Origin of the sequence: Pseudomonas rubra (genome assembly GCF_028656935.1) — a bacterium.
GTDB lineage: Bacteria > Pseudomonadota > Gammaproteobacteria > Pseudomonadales > Pseudomonadaceae > Aquipseudomonas > Aquipseudomonas rubra.
Genome location: NZ_JAMDGZ010000068.1, coordinates 24019 through 40617, shown reverse-complemented (window position 1 = coordinate 40617; position 16599 = coordinate 24019). Strand labels below are relative to the sequence as shown.

General features: G+C 55.7%; 12 protein-coding genes and 1 tRNA gene. 2 read left to right on the top strand and 11 right to left on the bottom strand.

Features of this window, described 5'->3' with window-relative positions; translation table 11 throughout:
• Positions 1-166 precede the first annotated feature (166 nt).
• The 3 genes from M5G17_RS25160 to M5G17_RS25150 all read right to left on the bottom strand — a co-directional run bounded on the left by M5G17_RS25160 (position 167) and on the right by M5G17_RS25150 (position 2721).
• The gene (locus M5G17_RS25160) at positions 167-538 is read right to left on the bottom strand and encodes a hypothetical protein (protein ID WP_273895570.1); all 372 of its coding nucleotides are present in this window, start codon (positions 536-538) and stop codon (positions 167-169) included.
• 89 nt (positions 539-627) lie between these two features.
• Entirely contained in the window at positions 628-2523 is a 1896-nt protein-coding gene (locus M5G17_RS25155) for a hypothetical protein (RefSeq protein ID WP_273895569.1), read from the bottom strand.
• Between the two features lie 3 nt (positions 2524-2526).
• Positions 2527-2721, bottom strand: a complete 195-nt coding sequence (locus M5G17_RS25150) for a hypothetical protein (protein ID WP_273895568.1) — start codon at positions 2719-2721, stop codon at positions 2527-2529.
• Positions 2722-3609: 888 nt separating this feature from the next.
• On the opposite strand from M5G17_RS25150, the gene M5G17_RS25145 reads away from it, so the two are divergent.
• Positions 3610-4029 (top strand): hypothetical protein, encoded by a 420-nt coding sequence (locus tag M5G17_RS25145; protein ID WP_273895567.1) that lies wholly within the window; start codon positions 3610-3612, stop codon positions 4027-4029.
• Complete coding sequence (locus tag M5G17_RS25140; protein ID WP_273895566.1) at positions 3998-4909, top strand: site-specific integrase; 912 nt, start codon at positions 3998-4000, stop codon at positions 4907-4909. Before M5G17_RS25145 ends, M5G17_RS25140 begins: the two co-directional genes overlap by 32 nt.
• Before the next feature lie 364 nt (positions 4910-5273).
• Here the strand turns inward: M5G17_RS25140 and repC are convergent, their stop codons facing one another.
• The 8 genes from repC to dnaG form a co-directional block, all read right to left on the bottom strand.
• On the bottom strand, positions 5274-6125 hold the full coding sequence (gene repC, locus M5G17_RS27760; RefSeq protein ID WP_420793401.1) for a replication protein C, IncQ-type: 852 nt from the start codon (positions 6123-6125) through the stop codon (positions 5274-5276).
• Positions 6115-7023: a helicase RepA family protein gene (locus tag M5G17_RS25135; protein WP_273895565.1), complete on the bottom strand. Its 909-nt coding sequence runs from the start codon at positions 7021-7023 to the stop codon at positions 6115-6117. The genes repC and M5G17_RS25135 overlap by 11 nt, the downstream gene beginning before the upstream one ends.
• On the bottom strand, positions 7023-7259 hold the full coding sequence (locus M5G17_RS25130) for a hypothetical protein (protein ID WP_273895564.1): 237 nt from the start codon (positions 7257-7259) through the stop codon (positions 7023-7025). The genes M5G17_RS25135 and M5G17_RS25130 overlap by 1 nt, the downstream gene beginning before the upstream one ends.
• Before the next feature lie 223 nt (positions 7260-7482).
• Positions 7483-8547 carry a site-specific integrase gene (locus M5G17_RS25125; protein ID WP_273895563.1) on the bottom strand — a complete coding sequence of 355 codons (1065 nt, stop codon included), beginning with the start codon at positions 8545-8547 and terminating at the stop codon, positions 7483-7485.
• A gap of 106 nt (positions 8548-8653) precedes the next feature.
• A tRNA-Ile gene (locus M5G17_RS25120) sits at positions 8654-8730 on the bottom strand.
• A gap of 13 nt (positions 8731-8743) precedes the next feature.
• Positions 8744-12487: an EAL domain-containing protein gene (locus tag M5G17_RS25115; RefSeq protein WP_273895562.1), complete on the bottom strand. Its 3744-nt coding sequence runs from the start codon at positions 12485-12487 to the stop codon at positions 8744-8746.
• Positions 12488-12614: 127 nt separating this feature from the next.
• Positions 12615-14462 carry an RNA polymerase sigma factor RpoD gene (gene rpoD / locus M5G17_RS25110; protein WP_273895561.1) on the bottom strand — a complete coding sequence of 616 codons (1848 nt, stop codon included), beginning with the start codon at positions 14460-14462 and terminating at the stop codon, positions 12615-12617.
• 67 nt (positions 14463-14529) lie between these two features.
• Positions 14530-16488 carry a DNA primase gene (gene dnaG / locus M5G17_RS25105; protein ID WP_273895560.1) on the bottom strand — a complete coding sequence of 653 codons (1959 nt, stop codon included), beginning with the start codon at positions 16486-16488 and terminating at the stop codon, positions 14530-14532.
• Between the last annotated feature and the right edge of the window lie 111 nt (positions 16489-16599).

Below are 16599 nucleotides of genomic sequence, written 5' to 3'. Positions count from 1 at the left end.
CCGCGTTGCGCGGCATACATTGCGATCAGGGTCGAGAGCATCAGGAGTGCCAAGTAAGCTTTGTGTGCAGCGGTGGAGGGGGCCTCAAGAGGCAATGCAGCAGACACGGGAAGTAAAGCGACCGCAGAAATCAGCCACGCCACGACAATCCGTGAATAGCTCATTTTTATGCTCTCCCGACGTAGGCAACCGTCGCCACGGGTAATTCATTGATCAAGCTTTGAAGCTGTACTTCATGAATTTCAACCATTCGGTCATCGAAGCCATTTCGCCGATTCAGCTCCGCAGTCACCAGGTACCAGGTCAACGCGTCCAGCGACGGTGTCTCAAAAAGTCGTATCTCGATAGGGGTAGTTTCCTCCCGCTCATAGGCACTTATCCCGGTCAGTTGTGGCGACAGGAATTGCTGATCCCCACGCATGACCCACACCAATCCCGGCCAAGGGGCGAGGCCATCAAACAGATACCTGAGGTCGATCGGGTTATCCCAGCTTTCGCAGTAGGTGGCCGTCAGGTAGTAATCGAAGGTAAAGCTCATCTGGATGCACTCATTCAGGGACGAGCCTACATCCGAGCATGGGGCTCCGCGTGCCAGAACCCCGCCCACAAAAACGCGGTGAGGATCCCTCATGACTTATTGTCCGGAGGGCTGAGTAGTGAACGACGCCTTTCGGCACGGTCAGCGCGAGTCGTCCGATTTTTCTGCTGGTATTCTGCTTGATCGGGAGCGCCTGGCCGAGACAGACGCTGACCGGCAGACTCACGGCTTTGGCGAGAAGGTGCCGGCGTGTCACTCACACTGCCAGTAGGGGATCCGCTCGGCGATGCCCCGGGAGATCCCACGGGACCTTGAATTTTTTGAATCTTTGCGCGAAGTAGGTCTTGCTTCAAGCCAGCGGTCTTCATTGCCGCCATCTTAGTGAACCCGCCTACTACTGAGCCTGCAATAGATGCCGCGACGCTCCCGAGTTGCGTAAAACTGGTAGCACCGTCAGCCTTTGGTAACGACTGAATCCTTAAAAGCGCTCCCGCCGCCCAGGTCGCGGCCAGAATAACGAAGCCGGCGCCACTGGCTAGAACCCCACGTATACCATCAATATCTAAAGGCGTACCCGAGCTGCTTATAGCAGTTGCGGCTTGTATAAAGCTAATTTTAGCCAGCTGGCTGGCCAGCAAATACAAAATGCCTTCGGCGAAAAATAAAGATAGGAAGGTAAATACAAGCAGCCTTATCCAGTAGAGCAAAATTTCGATTCCAAAGACACACGCGAAGAGTGCTACTAATGGAAATATATGGATGAGGACAGCCTGCCCCATTGCTGTGAGATAGACGAACCATGGAAGCTTCGCCGCGAGATCCAATGTTGCGAGAGCACCTTTCGCTTCATTGAGTGCCCCGACTGCCTCAGAAGCATTTTCGCGAATCTTTGATGCAAACGACGAATCACCAGAATTAGAGTAAAGAGAGCTCAGACTTTTATTTACAACGTCTGACCACGCTCTGACTCCAGCCACAATAGATGGCTCTGAGTCAGGCGATAAATTAGAAGGGCGAATACGATCTCCGACCGCCCGGTATCCCTCTTCAGCGCCCGCTTGAGCAGCTTGATAAGCTTCGTAGCAATTTTCCGGGACAAAGTATCGATTAGCTACACCAGATGGCTCGGATAACAATGCCGGATCCGCTAGCGATCCATTCGCGACTTTCCAAGGGTTCAAGAAGCCGGTAGGTTTATCAACGCCACCTGACAGTCTAGACTGCCATCCCGTTTCACTAGGCAACAGATATCTTTTCCCGGTGGGCCATTTATCACTGCTGAGCTGCTCAAGCGCAGCTTTGCCTGCAGATCTCCGATCACCCGCCTTGTAAGTATCAATTATGGCCAATGCTTGGCGAATCTGTGGGAACCAAGAAAAGCTAAGACCTGAAAGCTCATCAGCAGTTGCACTGCTGAACACAGAGACCTGAGAGTCCGGTACCCCAAGTGCGCCACCACCTCGTAATCCTACTGCTTGCCAAGCAGTATCAGTGATGTTTGCTTTATCGTTGGGACCGGGCTCGCAATATTGCTTATAGTCTTTCATGAGGTTCGCCAAGTCGCTCCCCATGAAAGGACTGATTTCCCGCTCGGTAAGATCGGCGATCATTAATGTTGACTGTTCATTATCCTTGGTGCGATACACCTGTGCTAGTTTTTCATAAGTAGGGAGAATTACTTCGAGCGCGATTGATTGACCCTTTGTCATTTCCATACCGGCGCGACCAGGGAAAGTCACTGTCTGATTTTGTAATGCGACAAATATCAAGAGCGAGGTAATGAAAACTCCAAGCGGAATATTGGTTGGCTTACCACGCACTAAGTTCCAGACGATCCAGGTTAAGGAAATAAAAGGTACCGATCTGGCTAGCTGACGGACAGTATCAGCCAGTTCAGCGTGCTTCGCCCCCATCGACAGGAGTGATGAAATCATGGCGTCTAGACCGCTTTGGAATAGCCATCCAAAACTACCGAAATCGCCCATGTATCAAGCCTCAATGCTGGAGTAAATTTTTCTAGGTACAGCGAAAAACACTGAGGCTGTTCCAGCGATGAAAAAGACCGCTGCCCATACGGGACCTGCTTCGGCATACGCATAATTTTCCAGAGCGGTGAATAAAACAACCAGAACGACTAGCGTTGCCAGTCTCTGCTTACTCATCTCAGTATTCAGTACCTTCACTATAGATTCCTCTGCTTTTCATTCGTAAGGAGCTCTACTGTGAAGCAACCAAAGCAAAGCGCAACTCAAAATGGGTCAACGAAATTCAGTCACACCGAGTAAGCGGTAAACCAGTCAAAACATCCCACAAAACTCAGCGCCATCGAAATCCTCATTCGTTCAGCTTAGGCTGAACGTGCAGCGCTCTACGCGCTGCAGCGTGCGAAGCACGCGGCTCTGTCAGGGTGCTTCGCTACGCTCAACACCATGAACAGAGCCGCGTCCCGCGATCAAAAGCAAAATTGATGTGACATTCAATATTTGCTGTTGACCTTAATTAGTGTGGGTAGCAAGATCAGATTGCACCCGAACTAGCTATATGAGTTCACCTCACAGGACGTCACGCTATTTCGTGCGCCCTTTCGAGACTGCTAATTCAGTCTCCGTGAGTGGTGCGGGGTTATGCGGCAGCTATTGCTGCCCTCGCCTCGCTTCCCAAGTATCAGTTTGCTGATTCAATCTGCATGCTTGGTTATCCTGAGTTGATTGGCCATCAACATAAGGGGTTGCATCTGGCTAGGTGTGGGGTTTGCTTCGACCTTGCATCTGATCTACCACTGTCTAACTCTGACAATAAATTGAGTTGTATCAGGCGCGAAAACCTGGCAAGGGTTCATCCCTTCGACTCTGTCGAGTAGACAGCGAAGCAAAACAGTGAGAGTGCGCAAGCGCATCGGTGCGGTACTACGGTATCTGCACCTGATAAGTCCGACACTGCTAAAAAGGGGCTAGGCATCCGCTGGATGTCGGAACCACATACCTGAATTTCGAGCGCCTCTTTTGAGTTGCGGCTGAGATTTAAGAGTTTAAAGTGGTTGCTGTAACTTACAGTAGGATTACAAGAAACCTATGAATAGCAAACTGAATGGGCACCACGAAGAGATTTTGTCTCTGCGGATACAGAGCTATACGCTGGGAATGATTCAACGCTGGCTCTCTGAACAGCGTCAGGTAAATGTTTGTATTTCCGCAATTTCAAGATCGATTCGCAGATCATTAAATACTCAGAGGCAGCACTCACTATCTGTTTCAGGTTCCGACTTCGACCGCTACCGAAGCGATGTAGACGCCAGTTTGCAGCGTCGGACCTATCGTCGACACTTGAACAAATATATTGGTCTCATTGAAAATTATCGGTATGTGAAGGGATTTGGTGCTGAACAAATTCTTATAGAGTTGCGAGCCAAAGGAGTGAAAACCTCTCTGAGTTCTATTGTTAGAATGTTACAGGTGATTAATGAGCAGAAAAACAAAGAGTTCCGGTGCTAAAGAAAGAAGAACATTTGCCAAGCCATCTACCCAAGCAAAAATTCTTAGTAAGTCAATGTACAATTCTGGACTAATTTCAGGGCTTGGAACTTCGCATAGCTACGAGGCTAGCCTAAAACTGGCAGCACAGTGGCTCCGTAGTTCGGGCCGAGGAGCGTTGCACGAACTTACTCCAAAGGCAGCTAAAGCTTATCTGCATGAGCGTTCCAGAGAAGTAGGTCAAAAGACTTTGGACAGAGACAGGCAGGCTCTCCAAGCTGTGCTACGCCAAATTGGAAAGTTAAATGATAAGCAGCGTTTGAATGTAATCAAGGCGGAAAAGCCACAGAGTCTTAGAAGCCGGAATTATACGCCAGACCAAGTACAAAGAATTATTTCTCATCAGACCGTACGAAATGGGTTTAGCACTGAGTTAGCTGCAACAGCAGGCTTGAGGGCTCACGAACTACGGACACTGCTTCCAGCGTCCGAGAGGCCTATGGATGATCGTCCTGCGGATCCTGAAAAATTTCGAGAGGGTGTTCGATATACTGTGGTAGGAAAAGGCGGACTTGTTCGCGAAGTAAGTTTACCTAGTCACTTGGCTGCACAACTGGAAACTCGACGCCTAGATGAGCCTGTAATTGTCATAGATCGTCTAATTCATTACCGAAGCTTCTACGATATTGCAGGGGGGCAAGCGTGGTCTCAATCCTTCTCTCGGGCGAGTAACTCGGCACTGGGCTTTAGCAATGGAGCGCATGGCTTGAGACACTCCTATGCCCAGGATAGAAACCGCGAGATTCAAGCCCGTTTAGGCGAGGTACAGCGCGCAAAAGCAATTGTCTCCCAAGAGTTAGGGCATTTTCGTCCAGAGATCACTGACACTTACCTGCGCTAAGTTTAACGTCAGCTCACAAGCTTCCTTGTTTCCAAGTCCCATCGCTAGATTCTCCTATCCCCGCATATCCTCCGTCACCGCGTCGACGGCAGAATGAAAGCCTCTGATTAGAAAAAAGCAGCAGGGCGATGGATGTGCTTCGGTACCGATCGCCGTTGGTGATAGTTAGTAAGCTCACAAGGCCGCCTCGGCGTATGAGGGGCCGACGTGTAGGGATCTCATAGAGATCTCCTAGTAAGCAAAATCTTGGTTAGTCTGAAACCCCCGTATTTCGTGGCTCGCCAGCAACATAGCTATGTTTCTCCGTTGGTGAAAGCGCGACAGCCTGTTGGTGAAAGCGCGATATGTTGTTGGTGAAAACGTGTCAGTCGGATCTGATTCGAGGTCGATAAATCTGGAAGTGGGACCGTATGCCCTCGCCGCGAAATTTGAGGCGCCAACCAATTTGGCTAATTTCAACTAGTGCTTTGCGACTTTGTGCGCGACGCCACCTCTGTGTTGTCGGTACGACGCTTATTGGGCCCCAGACTCTTTGCGACACAGTATCTAAACCTGTCCAGTAGCATTCGCTGCCTTCACGGATGGTGGCCGATAACCACGCATGAAGCAGCTTAGCGGGATCGCCGTTTAGCTTCCTGCGCTCCTTTAAGCATACTTTTACATACTGCCCATCAAATAATAGCGCCTGGACGAATCGAGAGTTGAGCGCAATGAGGATCTCTCCGTTTGGTGCTGTTGCGACGCTAAGTAAGCGCATGGACCAATCAAAACCATCCCTTCTGGCCCGGCAGCCGACCTGAGAAAGCCTATAAAGGGAGTCTTTCAGGCGACCGTAATCGTCGGAGCGAGTGGGAAGATTGGCGGCCATCAACAGTCGGTAGCACGTCGTTGTGAGTACTAAAGCTCTACCTTCTAGTGCATCGCGCAAGGGGTGCAGTTCTGACCAAAGCTGCCGAGCTATTAGTGAGTCGTTTTCTGCCCCTAACAGATCGCGGCCAAGTCCGGCCAAGCCTACAATGGCCAGAAGGATTGATTGATCTCGGACATCTAGCCACTCATAGCAGGTGAACAAGAAATGTGTGTTGTCGTGCTTGTGTTCGACAGCAAGCCCGACCGGTCGCTGACCGGATTTGAAAGCCCGGAATAGTGACGCGGCAGCCAAAGCCGGGTCTAGAAGTGTGTATATGACGTCCTTACCACGAATCTCAGACCGCATTTGCTGCCTCCCGTCCTTTTCGAGGCCTCATACTTGTCGCGCGCGACTTCGCTTCGCTGATCAGAGCCGGTAACAGCACCCCGCCTTCCGAGCGTTTGAACCACTGCTGCTCAAGTACGGCAGATCCATAATTGAGCTTACTCTCGCCTAGGCGAACATACTGGCTATGTAGCCCAGTCAGCGGAGTTGAGAACCGGGAGCCTTCGATCAAGCGCTTGGCTTCATCCTCGGTCATTTGCGTGAGGTAGCCACACCATCGAGCGTTATCAATCAATGCTGAAGCTCCGCGAGAGGAGTACTGATCGAGTTGACCATCCCGTCTGCTGGCTTTGCTTACGTGGTGAATGAGAAGTACTGCCGCGCCGCTTTTGGTGGCCAGCTCTTCCAGTCGCGAGATCAGAAGAGACATGTCCCTGTTGCTGTTCTCATCTAGGCCATGAATGCGGCTTACGGTGTCGAGGACGATTAGTCGGGGGGCTTCTTGGAGCTTTAAGACCGCTTCCATACCTTTATCGGTCATAACGTCCAGCCGCTTGCCCATCATCGGTTCGATCATCAGATTCGCTGCTATGGCATCTAATGCTTCAGCGGCATCGTCCGGGTACTTTGATCGTTTCCGTATGCATCGACCGATGGCATGTATCCGGTGAGCGAGAACCTGCTCGCTATCTTCCAAAGCGAGGTATAACACCGGACCATTCGAGGGAGGGGCGATTCCAGCAAGGTTTCCTTCGGGTACATGACAAGCCACTGCGATTGCTGTCTGCAGAGCCCAGAAGCTTTTCCCTGTTCCCCCGGGTGCGACGAATGCGCCAACTGTCCCTGCTACAAAGCTTCCGAACACATAGTCCAATGCAGGAGGTGGGGTGACGAACACTGACCTAAGGTCTATTGGCATCACTCATCTCCAGCCAGCAACGTTGCGATATCAGCCGCACGGAAATAGATCAGGCGGCCAAGCCGAAGCTTCATGGCATTTAGCGAGGCAGCGAACTCGCTTTCGGCCGGGTGCGCAATGGTGTAGTCCAGTCCTTTTTCACTTCTGTGTAGCAGCTCTGCCAGCTGCTTCTTTGTTAACAGTGGGCCGTATCGGTCAATGAGCTGTTGCTCAAAACGGGCGTTGCTTGCAGTCATCTGGATATCCATGATTCAGGTTGATGACTGTAATAGTGGAAAGGGACTGCTCCATTTTTAGCTTTTTCGGGGCTGCCCCGGAGAAGAATCGGAAAAAAATTCGAATTGGGAGGGGGGGCGCTCAACAATCCTTCGCGCTGCTTAGTCGGAGTGCACGGTAGGCGCAGAGTAAAGAGGGCTAGAAAAGTTTTCGCATGCTGAATCTTTTCTAGCCTACATAAGCCTAGTCTTTTTCGATTCTATCGAGCTTTTCGACCAGATCCTCGGCGCGTAGATGAGTGTACCGTTTGAGCATCTGCATCGATTTATGTCCGCTGATCGCAGAAACCTCCTGATCGGAAAGGCCTAATTCGACAAATCGGCTGACGGCCTCATGTCTTAGATCGTGAAAGCGAAAGTCTTTCATCCCGAGCTGCTCTCTCAGCGTCGCCCAAACTTTACTGAAGGCATAGGGCCGACGCTTGCCATCTTTGCCTGGTTCACCGAAGAAGATGAGCTGGCAGCCTTTCGGTCTGAGGGGGTTATCCACCGCCGCTTGCATCGCATCTGTCGCGGACTTGTTCAGGGGAACGGTCCGAAAGGTGTCATTTTTGGTGTCAGGAAGGCGGGCTACACGCTTTTTGAGATCAACTTGAGAGAGCGGTAACGTTGCTATCTCGGACGAGCGCATGGACGTCTCTAAGGCGATCCGCACGATCCAACCGAGCATTGGGTTGCTGTGTGCGTCAACCGCGTTCAATAACCGGTCCTCTTCGTCATCCACGAAACGTCGCTCACGACCTTTTCCAGGTTTAGGCTTTCGAACGCTCGCAACAGGGTTGAAGGTGAGGCCGAGGCCCCATTCTTTGATTGCTGTTGAGTAAAGATGACCGAGGAGAGCCAGCTCAAGCCGAACTGTATTATTGCTGGTCAGTGTGCACTTTCGGGCTGCGGGCTGAGACAGCCGTTTGTCACGGTAAGCTGCGATGATCTCGCTAGAGAGGGCCGCCAGCGAGTATTTACCCAGCTCGGTGATAAGTTTCTTCGCCTTGTTCGCTTCGCCACGCTGAGTTGAAGGCTTTTTGGTGGGAGTCACTTCGGACAGATAACGCTTCAGCGCCGCCTCGAGGGTCATGCGCTCTGATCCGCTCCGCTGGATATAGACGCCTCTGACCATCTCGTCTTCGGCTCGACGTGACCAGTCCTCTGCGTCGCGTTTGGTGCGGAAGGTTTTGGAAGCTGTTGGCCATCCGGTTTTTCGAATGACTGCTTTCCACGTACCTGATGGGGTTTTTACGAGAGTTGCCATGCTGTTCTCCGAAGGACATCGGCACGGACTGTACCGAAACTGTACCTCGGGAGCATTCCAAAACACCCTCTCGAAACTGCAGCAGCGCTGCAGCCCTTGAATTAACTGGTGGGCCCACACGGACTCGAACCGTGGACCAAAGGATTATGAGTCCCCTGCTCTAACCAACTGAGCTATAGGCCCCAGTGGACGCGGATTATAACGAGGGTTTCCAGGCTGTGCTATCCGAAAGATCTGAAAGTGCTATGCGAAGGAACGTCGCGGCAAATTCACTGGCCGGCAGCGGCAGGCTGACGATGTACCCCTGGATCTGCTCGCAGCCCTCGGCGGCGAGGAATTTCTGCTGGGCCTGGCTTTCGACCCCTTCGGCAATGATGGTCAGCTGCATGCTGCGCCCCAGGGCAATGATGGCGCGGGCGATGGCGGCGTCGTGAGGGTCGTCGGGCAGGCCGCGGATGAACGACTGGTCGATCTTGAGGATGTCCAGTGGCAGACGCTTGAGGTAGCTCAGTGAGGAGTAGCCGGTGCCAAAGTCGTCGATCGCCAGTTGCACCCCCAGGTGTTTGAGTTGATGGAGGATGGCCAGGGCTTCTTCGGCCTGGCTCATGATGAAGTTCTCGGTGATCTCCAGTTGCAGGTCGCCAGCCTTGAGCTGGTGGGTCCTGAGCAGCTGTTCGATGCGCTTGACCAGGCTTGGCTGGCGCAGTTGGGCGCCAGCCAGGTTGACCGATAGCGGGCCAAACGCCAGGTAGTGGTGTTTCCAGTCCTGCATTTGCCGGCAGGCCTGTTCCAGCACCCAGTCGCCCAGTAGCAGGATCATGCCGTTCTCTTCGGCCAGTGGGATGAAGTGCTCCGGTGGCACGTCGCCAAACGTCGGGTGGCTCCAGCGGATCAGCGCTTCGGCACCTACCAGGCTCTGGGTCTTGAGGCTGAACTTGGGTTGGTAGCACAGGCTCAGCTCATTGCGCTCGATAGCCCGGCGCAGTTCGTGCTCCAGGGCGATGCGTTCGCTGGCCTGGGCGGTCAGGTCACGGGTGTAGGACTCGACCCGGTTACGCCCCTTGGCTTTGGAGCGGTACATGGCCGCATCGGCGTTGCGAATCAGCGAGGCGACGTCGGTGCCGTCCTGTGGATAAAGGCTGGTGCCGATGCTGGCGCTGGTGAAAAACTCGTGCTCGCCGGCCTGGAAAGGCGCACCGAAGCAGGCCAGCAGCTTGTGCGCGATGTGCTCGGCGTCGCTGGGCTGGTGCAGGCCGGGCAGCAGAATGATGAACTCGTCGCCACCCAGGCGTGCCACGGTGTCGATGTCGCGCACCTGCTCCTTGAGACGCTGGGCGATCCCCTTGAGCAGCAGGTCGCCGACCGGATGGCCGAGGCTGTCGTTGATGTGCTTGAAGCGGTCAAGGTCGAGAAACAGCACTGCACCCTGGCGCTGCGACGCCTGGGCACAATTGAGCGCGGCCTGAAGGCGACTTTCGAACAGCGTGCGGTTGGGCAGGCCGGTGAGCGGGTCATGATGGGCCTGGTAGTCGAGCTTGGCCTGGGCATGCTTGAGGCTGGAAATATCGGCGAACACCGCGACAAAGTGGGTAATGACCCGCTCTGTGTTACGCACTGCGCTGATGGTGAGCCAGCTGGGGTAGATCTCGCCGTTCTTGCGGCGATTGTGGATTTCGCCTTGCCAATGACCTTCAGCGGTCAGTTGGTGCCACATGGCCACATAAAAGGCGCTGTCATGCTGACCAGACGCCAGCAGGCGCGGGGTCTGGCCCAGGGTTTCGAACTCGCTGTAGCCAGTGATTTCGCTAAAGGCACGGTTGACTGCACTGATGCGCTGGTCGGTGTCGGTGATCAACACGCCCTCGGCGGTGTTCTCGAATACCGTGGCAGCCAGTTGCAGCTTTTCTTGCATCAGATGGCGTTCGGTAATATCCCTGGCAATGGTCAGCATGCAGTCGACGCCGGCGATCGGTAGCGGTCTGGCAGACAGTTCGCACAGGCGGATCTGACCGTCACTGCGGCGGATATGGCAGCTGAAGTCACGTACGAAACCATCGCGCTGGAGCATCTCCAGCAGTCGGCGACGTTCGTTGAGGTCGACCCAGATGCCCAGGTCCAGCGCAGTGTGGTCCAGCGACATGTGGGTGTCGAAGCCGGTCAGGCGGCAGAAGCCTTCGTTCACTTCGATCAGCAGCCCATCGCTCTGGCGCGACAGCAGCAGACCGTCGGGGGAGGCGTGAAAGGCTTTGGCAAACTTCTCTTCGGAGGTTTGCAACTGCTCCTGGGTCTCTTTGAGCTGGCTGATATCGCGTACTGCTACAACCAGTGCGGGGGTGCTGTCGAGCTGGAAGGTCTCGGCAGAGGTCAGGCCAGTGAACACTTGGCCGTTGCTACGCCGGAAGAGCATTTCCAGGTTGCGGATGCTGCCTGCCTGCAAGCGCTTGAGCAGGTCGGGGCCAACACCGTCGATCCCCCAGATATTCAGCTCGGTCGCAGTGCGGCCCAGCACTTGCGCCGGGCTCAGGCCAATCTGCTCTTCGAAGGCTTCGTTGACCTCCAGCAAGCAACCGTCGCTGAGGCGGGCGATGAGCAGGATGTCCGGGCATTGCTGGAAAACCGAGGCGAACTTCTGTTCTGACAGGCGCAGGGCTTCCTCGGCATTCTTGGTTTCACTGATATCGATCATCAGCCCGCGCATCACCGGTTTGTGTCCGTGCTCGATCAGGCTGACGATGTCACGTACCCACAGGCTGCGACCATCGGCGCGAATCACCCGGTAGTCCAGGCTGTGGTCGCGACCGGCGGCAGTCTCGCTGTCGCAATAGGCCTGGGCCCAGAGCGCGTCGTCCGGGTGAATGATGCTGCGCCAGAAGCCCGGGCGCAGCCATTGGTTCAAGGGGTAGCCCAGCAGGTCTTCGGCATGGGGCGAGACGTAGTTGTAGGTGAAATCGTTGGCGTCGGCTTCCCAGGCAATGGCCGAAAGGCTTTCGATCAGCCCGCGGTAGTGATATTCGCTGCTGCGCAGTTCCTGCTCCAGGGCAATGCGCCGGGAGATTTCCGAACTCAGGCGGCGATTGACGCGGATTACTGCGGCCAGTATCGCAACCATCAGCAGCAAGGCCGGCAGGCCATAGATCAATAGGTCGTACCAGAGCGTGCGGTGATCGAGAACCTTGCCGACCCAGCGCTCCTGAATATTGCTGATTTCTTCAGGGGTCATGTCGGCCATGACCTTGTCGAGGATACCGACAAGGATTTTCTGCGGGCGTGGCACAGCCATTGCCAGTTGATAGCGGTAGGGTGTTTCGCCGCTGACGTACAGGCCGTCGAGTTTGAGCTGGCGCAGGCTCCAGATGCTTGAGGCCAGATCGCCCACCACAGCGTCCACTTCATCGGTCGCCAGTGCCTGCAACGCCGAACTGACGTTGGGCAGGGCCACCAGGTTGAGGTCAGGGTGATGGGTGCGCAGCAGTTCATGGGGCGCGTAGTTTTCCACCACGGCGATTTTCAAACCGTACAGGTCTTTGATCGTGCGCGGTTGCGGGCCACCTTCATGGGCCAGGATAACGATCGGGAAATCCAGGTAGGGGCGGGTAAAGGCCAGGAAACTCTGGCGCTCGGGGGTCGACATGATGCCGGGCAGCAGGTCGAGCTTGTTCTGACGTGCCTGCTCGAGCACGGCGGTCCAGCTGATCGGTTCGATCGGCTTGAACTGCACACCCAGGCGTTCCTGGATAAGGGCAATGTAGTCGGCGGCCAATCCCTGGTAGCGACCGTCCTGGTCCCGGTATTCAAAAGGTGGCCAGGATGCATCGATGCCTAGACGCAGCTGCGGATGCGCGCTGAGCCAGGCTTGTTCTTCGTCAGTCAGGGTCAGGGCGCCGGCCGTTGCACTCCAGACGAGTAGGAGAGCCAACAGAAGGGCCGGCATTCGGGGCATAACGGCCTCGTCACACAGGTGGAGTGATTCGAGTGTAGACGGGCATTCAAGCGTCGGGGTAGTGGGCAAAGGCTTAAAAGCGCCGTTCGCCGGAAAGAAAAACCCCGGCCTGGGCCGGGGTTCGTCATTACTCGTCGAGGAAGGAGCGCAGATGCTCGCTTCGCGTCGGATGGCGCAGCTTGCGCAGCGCCTTGGCTTCAATCTGACGGATCCGCTCACGGGTCACGTCGAACTGTTTGCCGACCTCTTCGAGGGTGTGATCGGTGTTCATGTCGATACCGAAACGCATGCGCAGCACTTTGGCTTCGCGTGCGGTCAGGCCGGAGAGCACGTCACGGGTCGCTTCCTTGAGGCTTTCAACCGTGGCCACATCGATTGGCGACTGCATGGTCGAGTCTTCGATGAAGTCACCCAGGTGCGAGTCTTCGTCGTCACCGATCGGGGTTTCCATGGAGATCGGCTCTTTGGCGATCTTCAATACCTTGCGGATCTTGTCCTCAGGCATTTCCATGCGCTCACCCAGCTCTTCCGGGGTCGGTTCGCGACCCATTTCCTGCAGCATCTGCCGGGAAATACGGTTGAGCTTGTTGATCGTCTCGATCATGTGCACCGGAATACGGATGGTGCGGGCCTGGTCGGCGATCGAACGGGTGATCGCCTGGCGAATCCACCAGGTGGCATAGGTCGAGAACTTGTAACCACGACGGTATTCGAACTTGTCCACCGCCTTCATCAGGCCGATGTTGCCTTCCTGGATCAGGTCGAGGAACTGCAGGCCGCGGTTGGTGTACTTCTTGGCGATCGAGATAACCAGACGCAGGTTGGCCTCGACCATTTCCTTCTTGGCACGACGAGCCTTGGCTTCACCGATCGACATGCGACGGTTGATGTCCTTGATCTCGGCGATGGTCAGGCCGGTTTCGCTTTCGAGGTCGATCAGCTTCTGCTGGCAGGCCACGATAGCGTCGCTTTTCTCACCCAGGGCGGCAGCCCATTTGGTGCTGCGCTTGGCCAGGTCGCTGGCCCAGGTCTGGTCGATTTCGTTGCTCGGGAACAGGCGCAGGAAGTCGGCACGCGGCATGCGGGCGTCACGGACGCACAGTTGCATGATGGCGCGTTCTTGCTGACGCAGGCGATCCAGAGCGCCACGAACGCGCTCAACCAGCGCTTCGAACTGCTTGGGTACCAGCTTGATCGGCATGAACAGCTCAGCCAGATCGAGCATCGCCTTGAGGCTGTCCTTGTGGCTGCGGCCGTTCTTTTTCAGAACCTTGAGGGTCGCGTTCAGTTGATCCTGAACGGCGCCGAAGCGCTGACGAGCGACTTCAGGATCGGGACCGCTTTCGGTCTCTTCCTCTTCGTCGTCGCCTTCCTTCTCTTCCTCGTCGTCGTCAGCATCAGCCTTGGCCGGTGCTTTCGGATCGACTGGCGGTGGCACTTCGGCAGGCGGCGCAATGCCGTCGTCCGGGTCGATATAGCCGCTGAGGACGTCGGACAGACGGCCACCTTCGGTAGTGACACGGTCGTATTCGGAGAGGATGTGCTCGACAGTACCCGGGAAGTGGGCGATAGCACCCATGACTTCACGAATACCTTCTTCGATCCGCTTGGCGATTTCGATTTCGCCTTCGCGGGTCAGAAGCTCGACGGTACCCATTTCACGCATGTACATGCGCACCGGGTCAGTCGTGCGACCAATATCGGTTTCCACAGCCGCCAACGCAGCGGCAGCTTCTTCAGCTGCGGCTTCGTCGGTGTCGGCTTCGGCCAACAAAAGGGCATCCGCATCCGGAGCACTCTCGAATACGTTGATCCCCATGTCGTTGATCATGCGGATGATGTCTTCCACCTGCTCCGGATCTGAAATATCCTCTGGCAGATGGTCGTTGACCTCCGCGTAAGTCAGGTAGCCCTGCTCACGACCGCGGGTGATCAACTCTTTGATGCGAGACTGCTGTTGCGCTTTTCCGGACATAACACCCTATCCACTGAAGGTCTTGGCGGGCAAAAAACAAGCCGAGGATTATACCCGAGCTAGGACCTCACGCGCCAGTTGAGGTCGGGGTTTGTGCGGGAACATTACGGCTTAACAGGTCAAGCAGCTGTTTTTGCTCGTCTGCCGTCAGCCCGCTCACATTCGCTTTCATAAGTAGATTATCCAGCCTCTGCTCGCGTTGGCGGGCTGATAATCTAGTTATGGTGTCTAAAAACTGTTGTTCAAGGTTTTCGGCGTCAATCAACCACTCTTTTTCCGCGAGAGCACGTAGTAATCGCCCCTGTTCTGTGCCATGCCAGCGAGCGATCAGCTGTAAAGAGCGTAGCCCAGGATTTTTCTGCAACGCCTCGAGTAGTGCCACAAGCAATTGTGAGTAGCGATGCTCTTCCGCCGCAAAATGGCTGGCATCTTCTACCTTCGTGGCCAGCTGGGGGCGGTGGAGAATGGAGCGTAGGGCCGTAATTATGGGCGGTTCGACCGAGATAGGAGTCCGTGCTGGTGCGTCTTTGCGCTCCCAAGGTTTGCCCTTCTTGTCCCAGGGTTTGCCGTCCCATTTTTTCTTGCCACCCTTGTTCGGCGTCCACTGCTGTTGCGGCGGCGTGTACTCGGGCTGGTGAAAATCGCTGTAATCCGGCGTGTAGTCGGGAATGGCGTCGTAATCGATGCCGGGGTCATAGCTGGGCGGCGCTTCGGCCGGCGCACTGTGCGCCAGTTGCTCGACCTGCTGGTTGTCCAGCCCGGTGATTTCTTTGAGGCGATTGCGCATCAATGCGCGCAGGTTGGCCCCGGGCACTTTTTCGATCAGCGGTGCGGCGAGGGTGGCCATGTGCGCCTTGCCCTCTAGCGAGCGCGGGTCGGCTTCCTCGGTCAACTGCTGGAAAAAATAATCGGCCAGCGGTTGCGCATGCTGGTTGATGCGGGCACGGAAGGCGTCGGTGCCCTCGGCGCGTACCAGAGTGTCGGGGTCTTCGCCTTCGGGCAAAAACAGAAAACGTGCCTTGCGCCCGTCCTGCAGGCTCGAAAGCGTTGCTTCCAGGGCGCGCCAGGCGGCGTTGCGGCCGGCCTGGTCGCCATCGAAGCAGAACAGCACGCTGGGCACTACGCGAAACAGGCGCTTGAGGTGTTCTTCGCTGGTCGCCGTGCCCAGGGTCGCTACCGCGTTGCGCAGGCCTTGCTGCGCGAGGGCGATGACGTCCATGTAGCCTTCGACCACGATGATCTCGTCGAGATTGCGGTTGAACTTGCGCGCCTCGTACAGCCCGTACAGCTCTTGGCCCTTGTGGAATACCGGGGTTTCCGGGGAGTTCAGGTACTTGGGCTTGTCATCACCCAGTACCCGGCCACCGAAGGCGATGACCCGGCCGCGGCTGTCGCGGATCGGAAACATCACCCGGTCGCGAAAGCGATCGTAGCGTTTTCCGGAATCGGCGTTCTCGATCAGCAGCCCGGCGTCGATCATGGCCTTTTGCTGCAGGGTATCGCTGCTCAGGTGCTTGAACAGGTTGTCCCAGCCGGGCGGGGCGAAACCCAGGCCAAAGTCGCGGGCAATCTCACCGGACAGGCCGCGGCCCTTGAGGTAGTCGACGGCCGATTTGCGTGTCGGGTGGCTGCGCAGTGCCTGGCGATAGAACTCGGCGGCCGCTTCAAGCAGCGGGTACAGCGGCGAGTCGACGGGTTGTCGGGGTTTGTGGGCGCGCCCGCTTTCTTCGCGGGGTACCTCCATGCCGGCAGCCTTGGCCAGTTCCTCGACGGCCTGGGGAAAGTCCAGGTTGTCGTGGTCCATGATGAAGCCAAGGGCATTGCCGCCAGCGCCACAGCCAAAGCAGTAGTAGAACTGCTTGTCGGGGCTGACGCTGAAAGACGGGGTTTTTTCCTTGTGGAACGGGCAGCAGGCGGTGTGGTTCTTGCCAGCTTTTTTCAGCTGCACGCGCGAACTCACCACATCGACGATGTCGGTGCGGTTTAGCAGGTCGTCGATAAAGCTCTGGGGAATCAGCCCGGCCATGGCATTCTCATCATCAGGCGATAAACAAGTGTAATCGCTAATGCGGCGGGAACGGCTGCGCATTCGAGCGGTGTCGAATGGCGTAACAAAAAATACGGAAAGACGTGCTCG

Bases quoted from the DNA above. Each gene is read 5' to 3' on its own strand.
- M5G17_RS25160 (WP_273895570.1), bottom strand. From the start codon at position 538: ATGAGCTTTACCTTCGATTACTACCTGACGGCCACCTACTGCGAAAGC.
- M5G17_RS25125 (WP_273895563.1), bottom strand. From the start codon at position 8,547: ATGGCAACTCTCGTAAAAACCCCATCAGGTACGTGGAAAGCAGTCATT.
- M5G17_RS25130 (WP_273895564.1), bottom strand. From the start codon at position 7,259: ATGACTGCAAGCAACGCCCGTTTTGAGCAACAGCTCATTGACCGATAC.
- M5G17_RS25140 (WP_273895566.1), top strand. From the start codon at position 3,998: ATGAGCAGAAAAACAAAGAGTTCCGGTGCTAAAGAAAGAAGAACATTT.
- dnaG (WP_273895560.1), bottom strand. From the start codon at position 16,488: ATGGCCGGGCTGATTCCCCAGAGCTTTATCGACGACCTGCTAAACCGC.
- M5G17_RS25135 (WP_273895565.1), bottom strand. From the start codon at position 7,023: ATGCCAATAGACCTTAGGTCAGTGTTCGTCACCCCACCTCCTGCATTG.
- M5G17_RS25155 (WP_273895569.1), bottom strand. From the start codon at position 2,523: ATGGGCGATTTCGGTAGTTTTGGATGGCTATTCCAAAGCGGTCTAGAC.
- repC (WP_420793401.1), bottom strand. From the start codon at position 6,125: ATGCGGTCTGAGATTCGTGGTAAGGACGTCATATACACACTTCTAGAC.
- M5G17_RS25115 (WP_273895562.1), bottom strand. From the start codon at position 12,487: ATGCCCCGAATGCCGGCCCTTCTGTTGGCTCTCCTACTCGTCTGGAGT.
- rpoD (WP_273895561.1), bottom strand. From the start codon at position 14,462: ATGTCCGGAAAAGCGCAACAGCAGTCTCGCATCAAAGAGTTGATCACC.
- M5G17_RS25145 (WP_273895567.1), top strand. From the start codon at position 3,610: ATGAATAGCAAACTGAATGGGCACCACGAAGAGATTTTGTCTCTGCGG.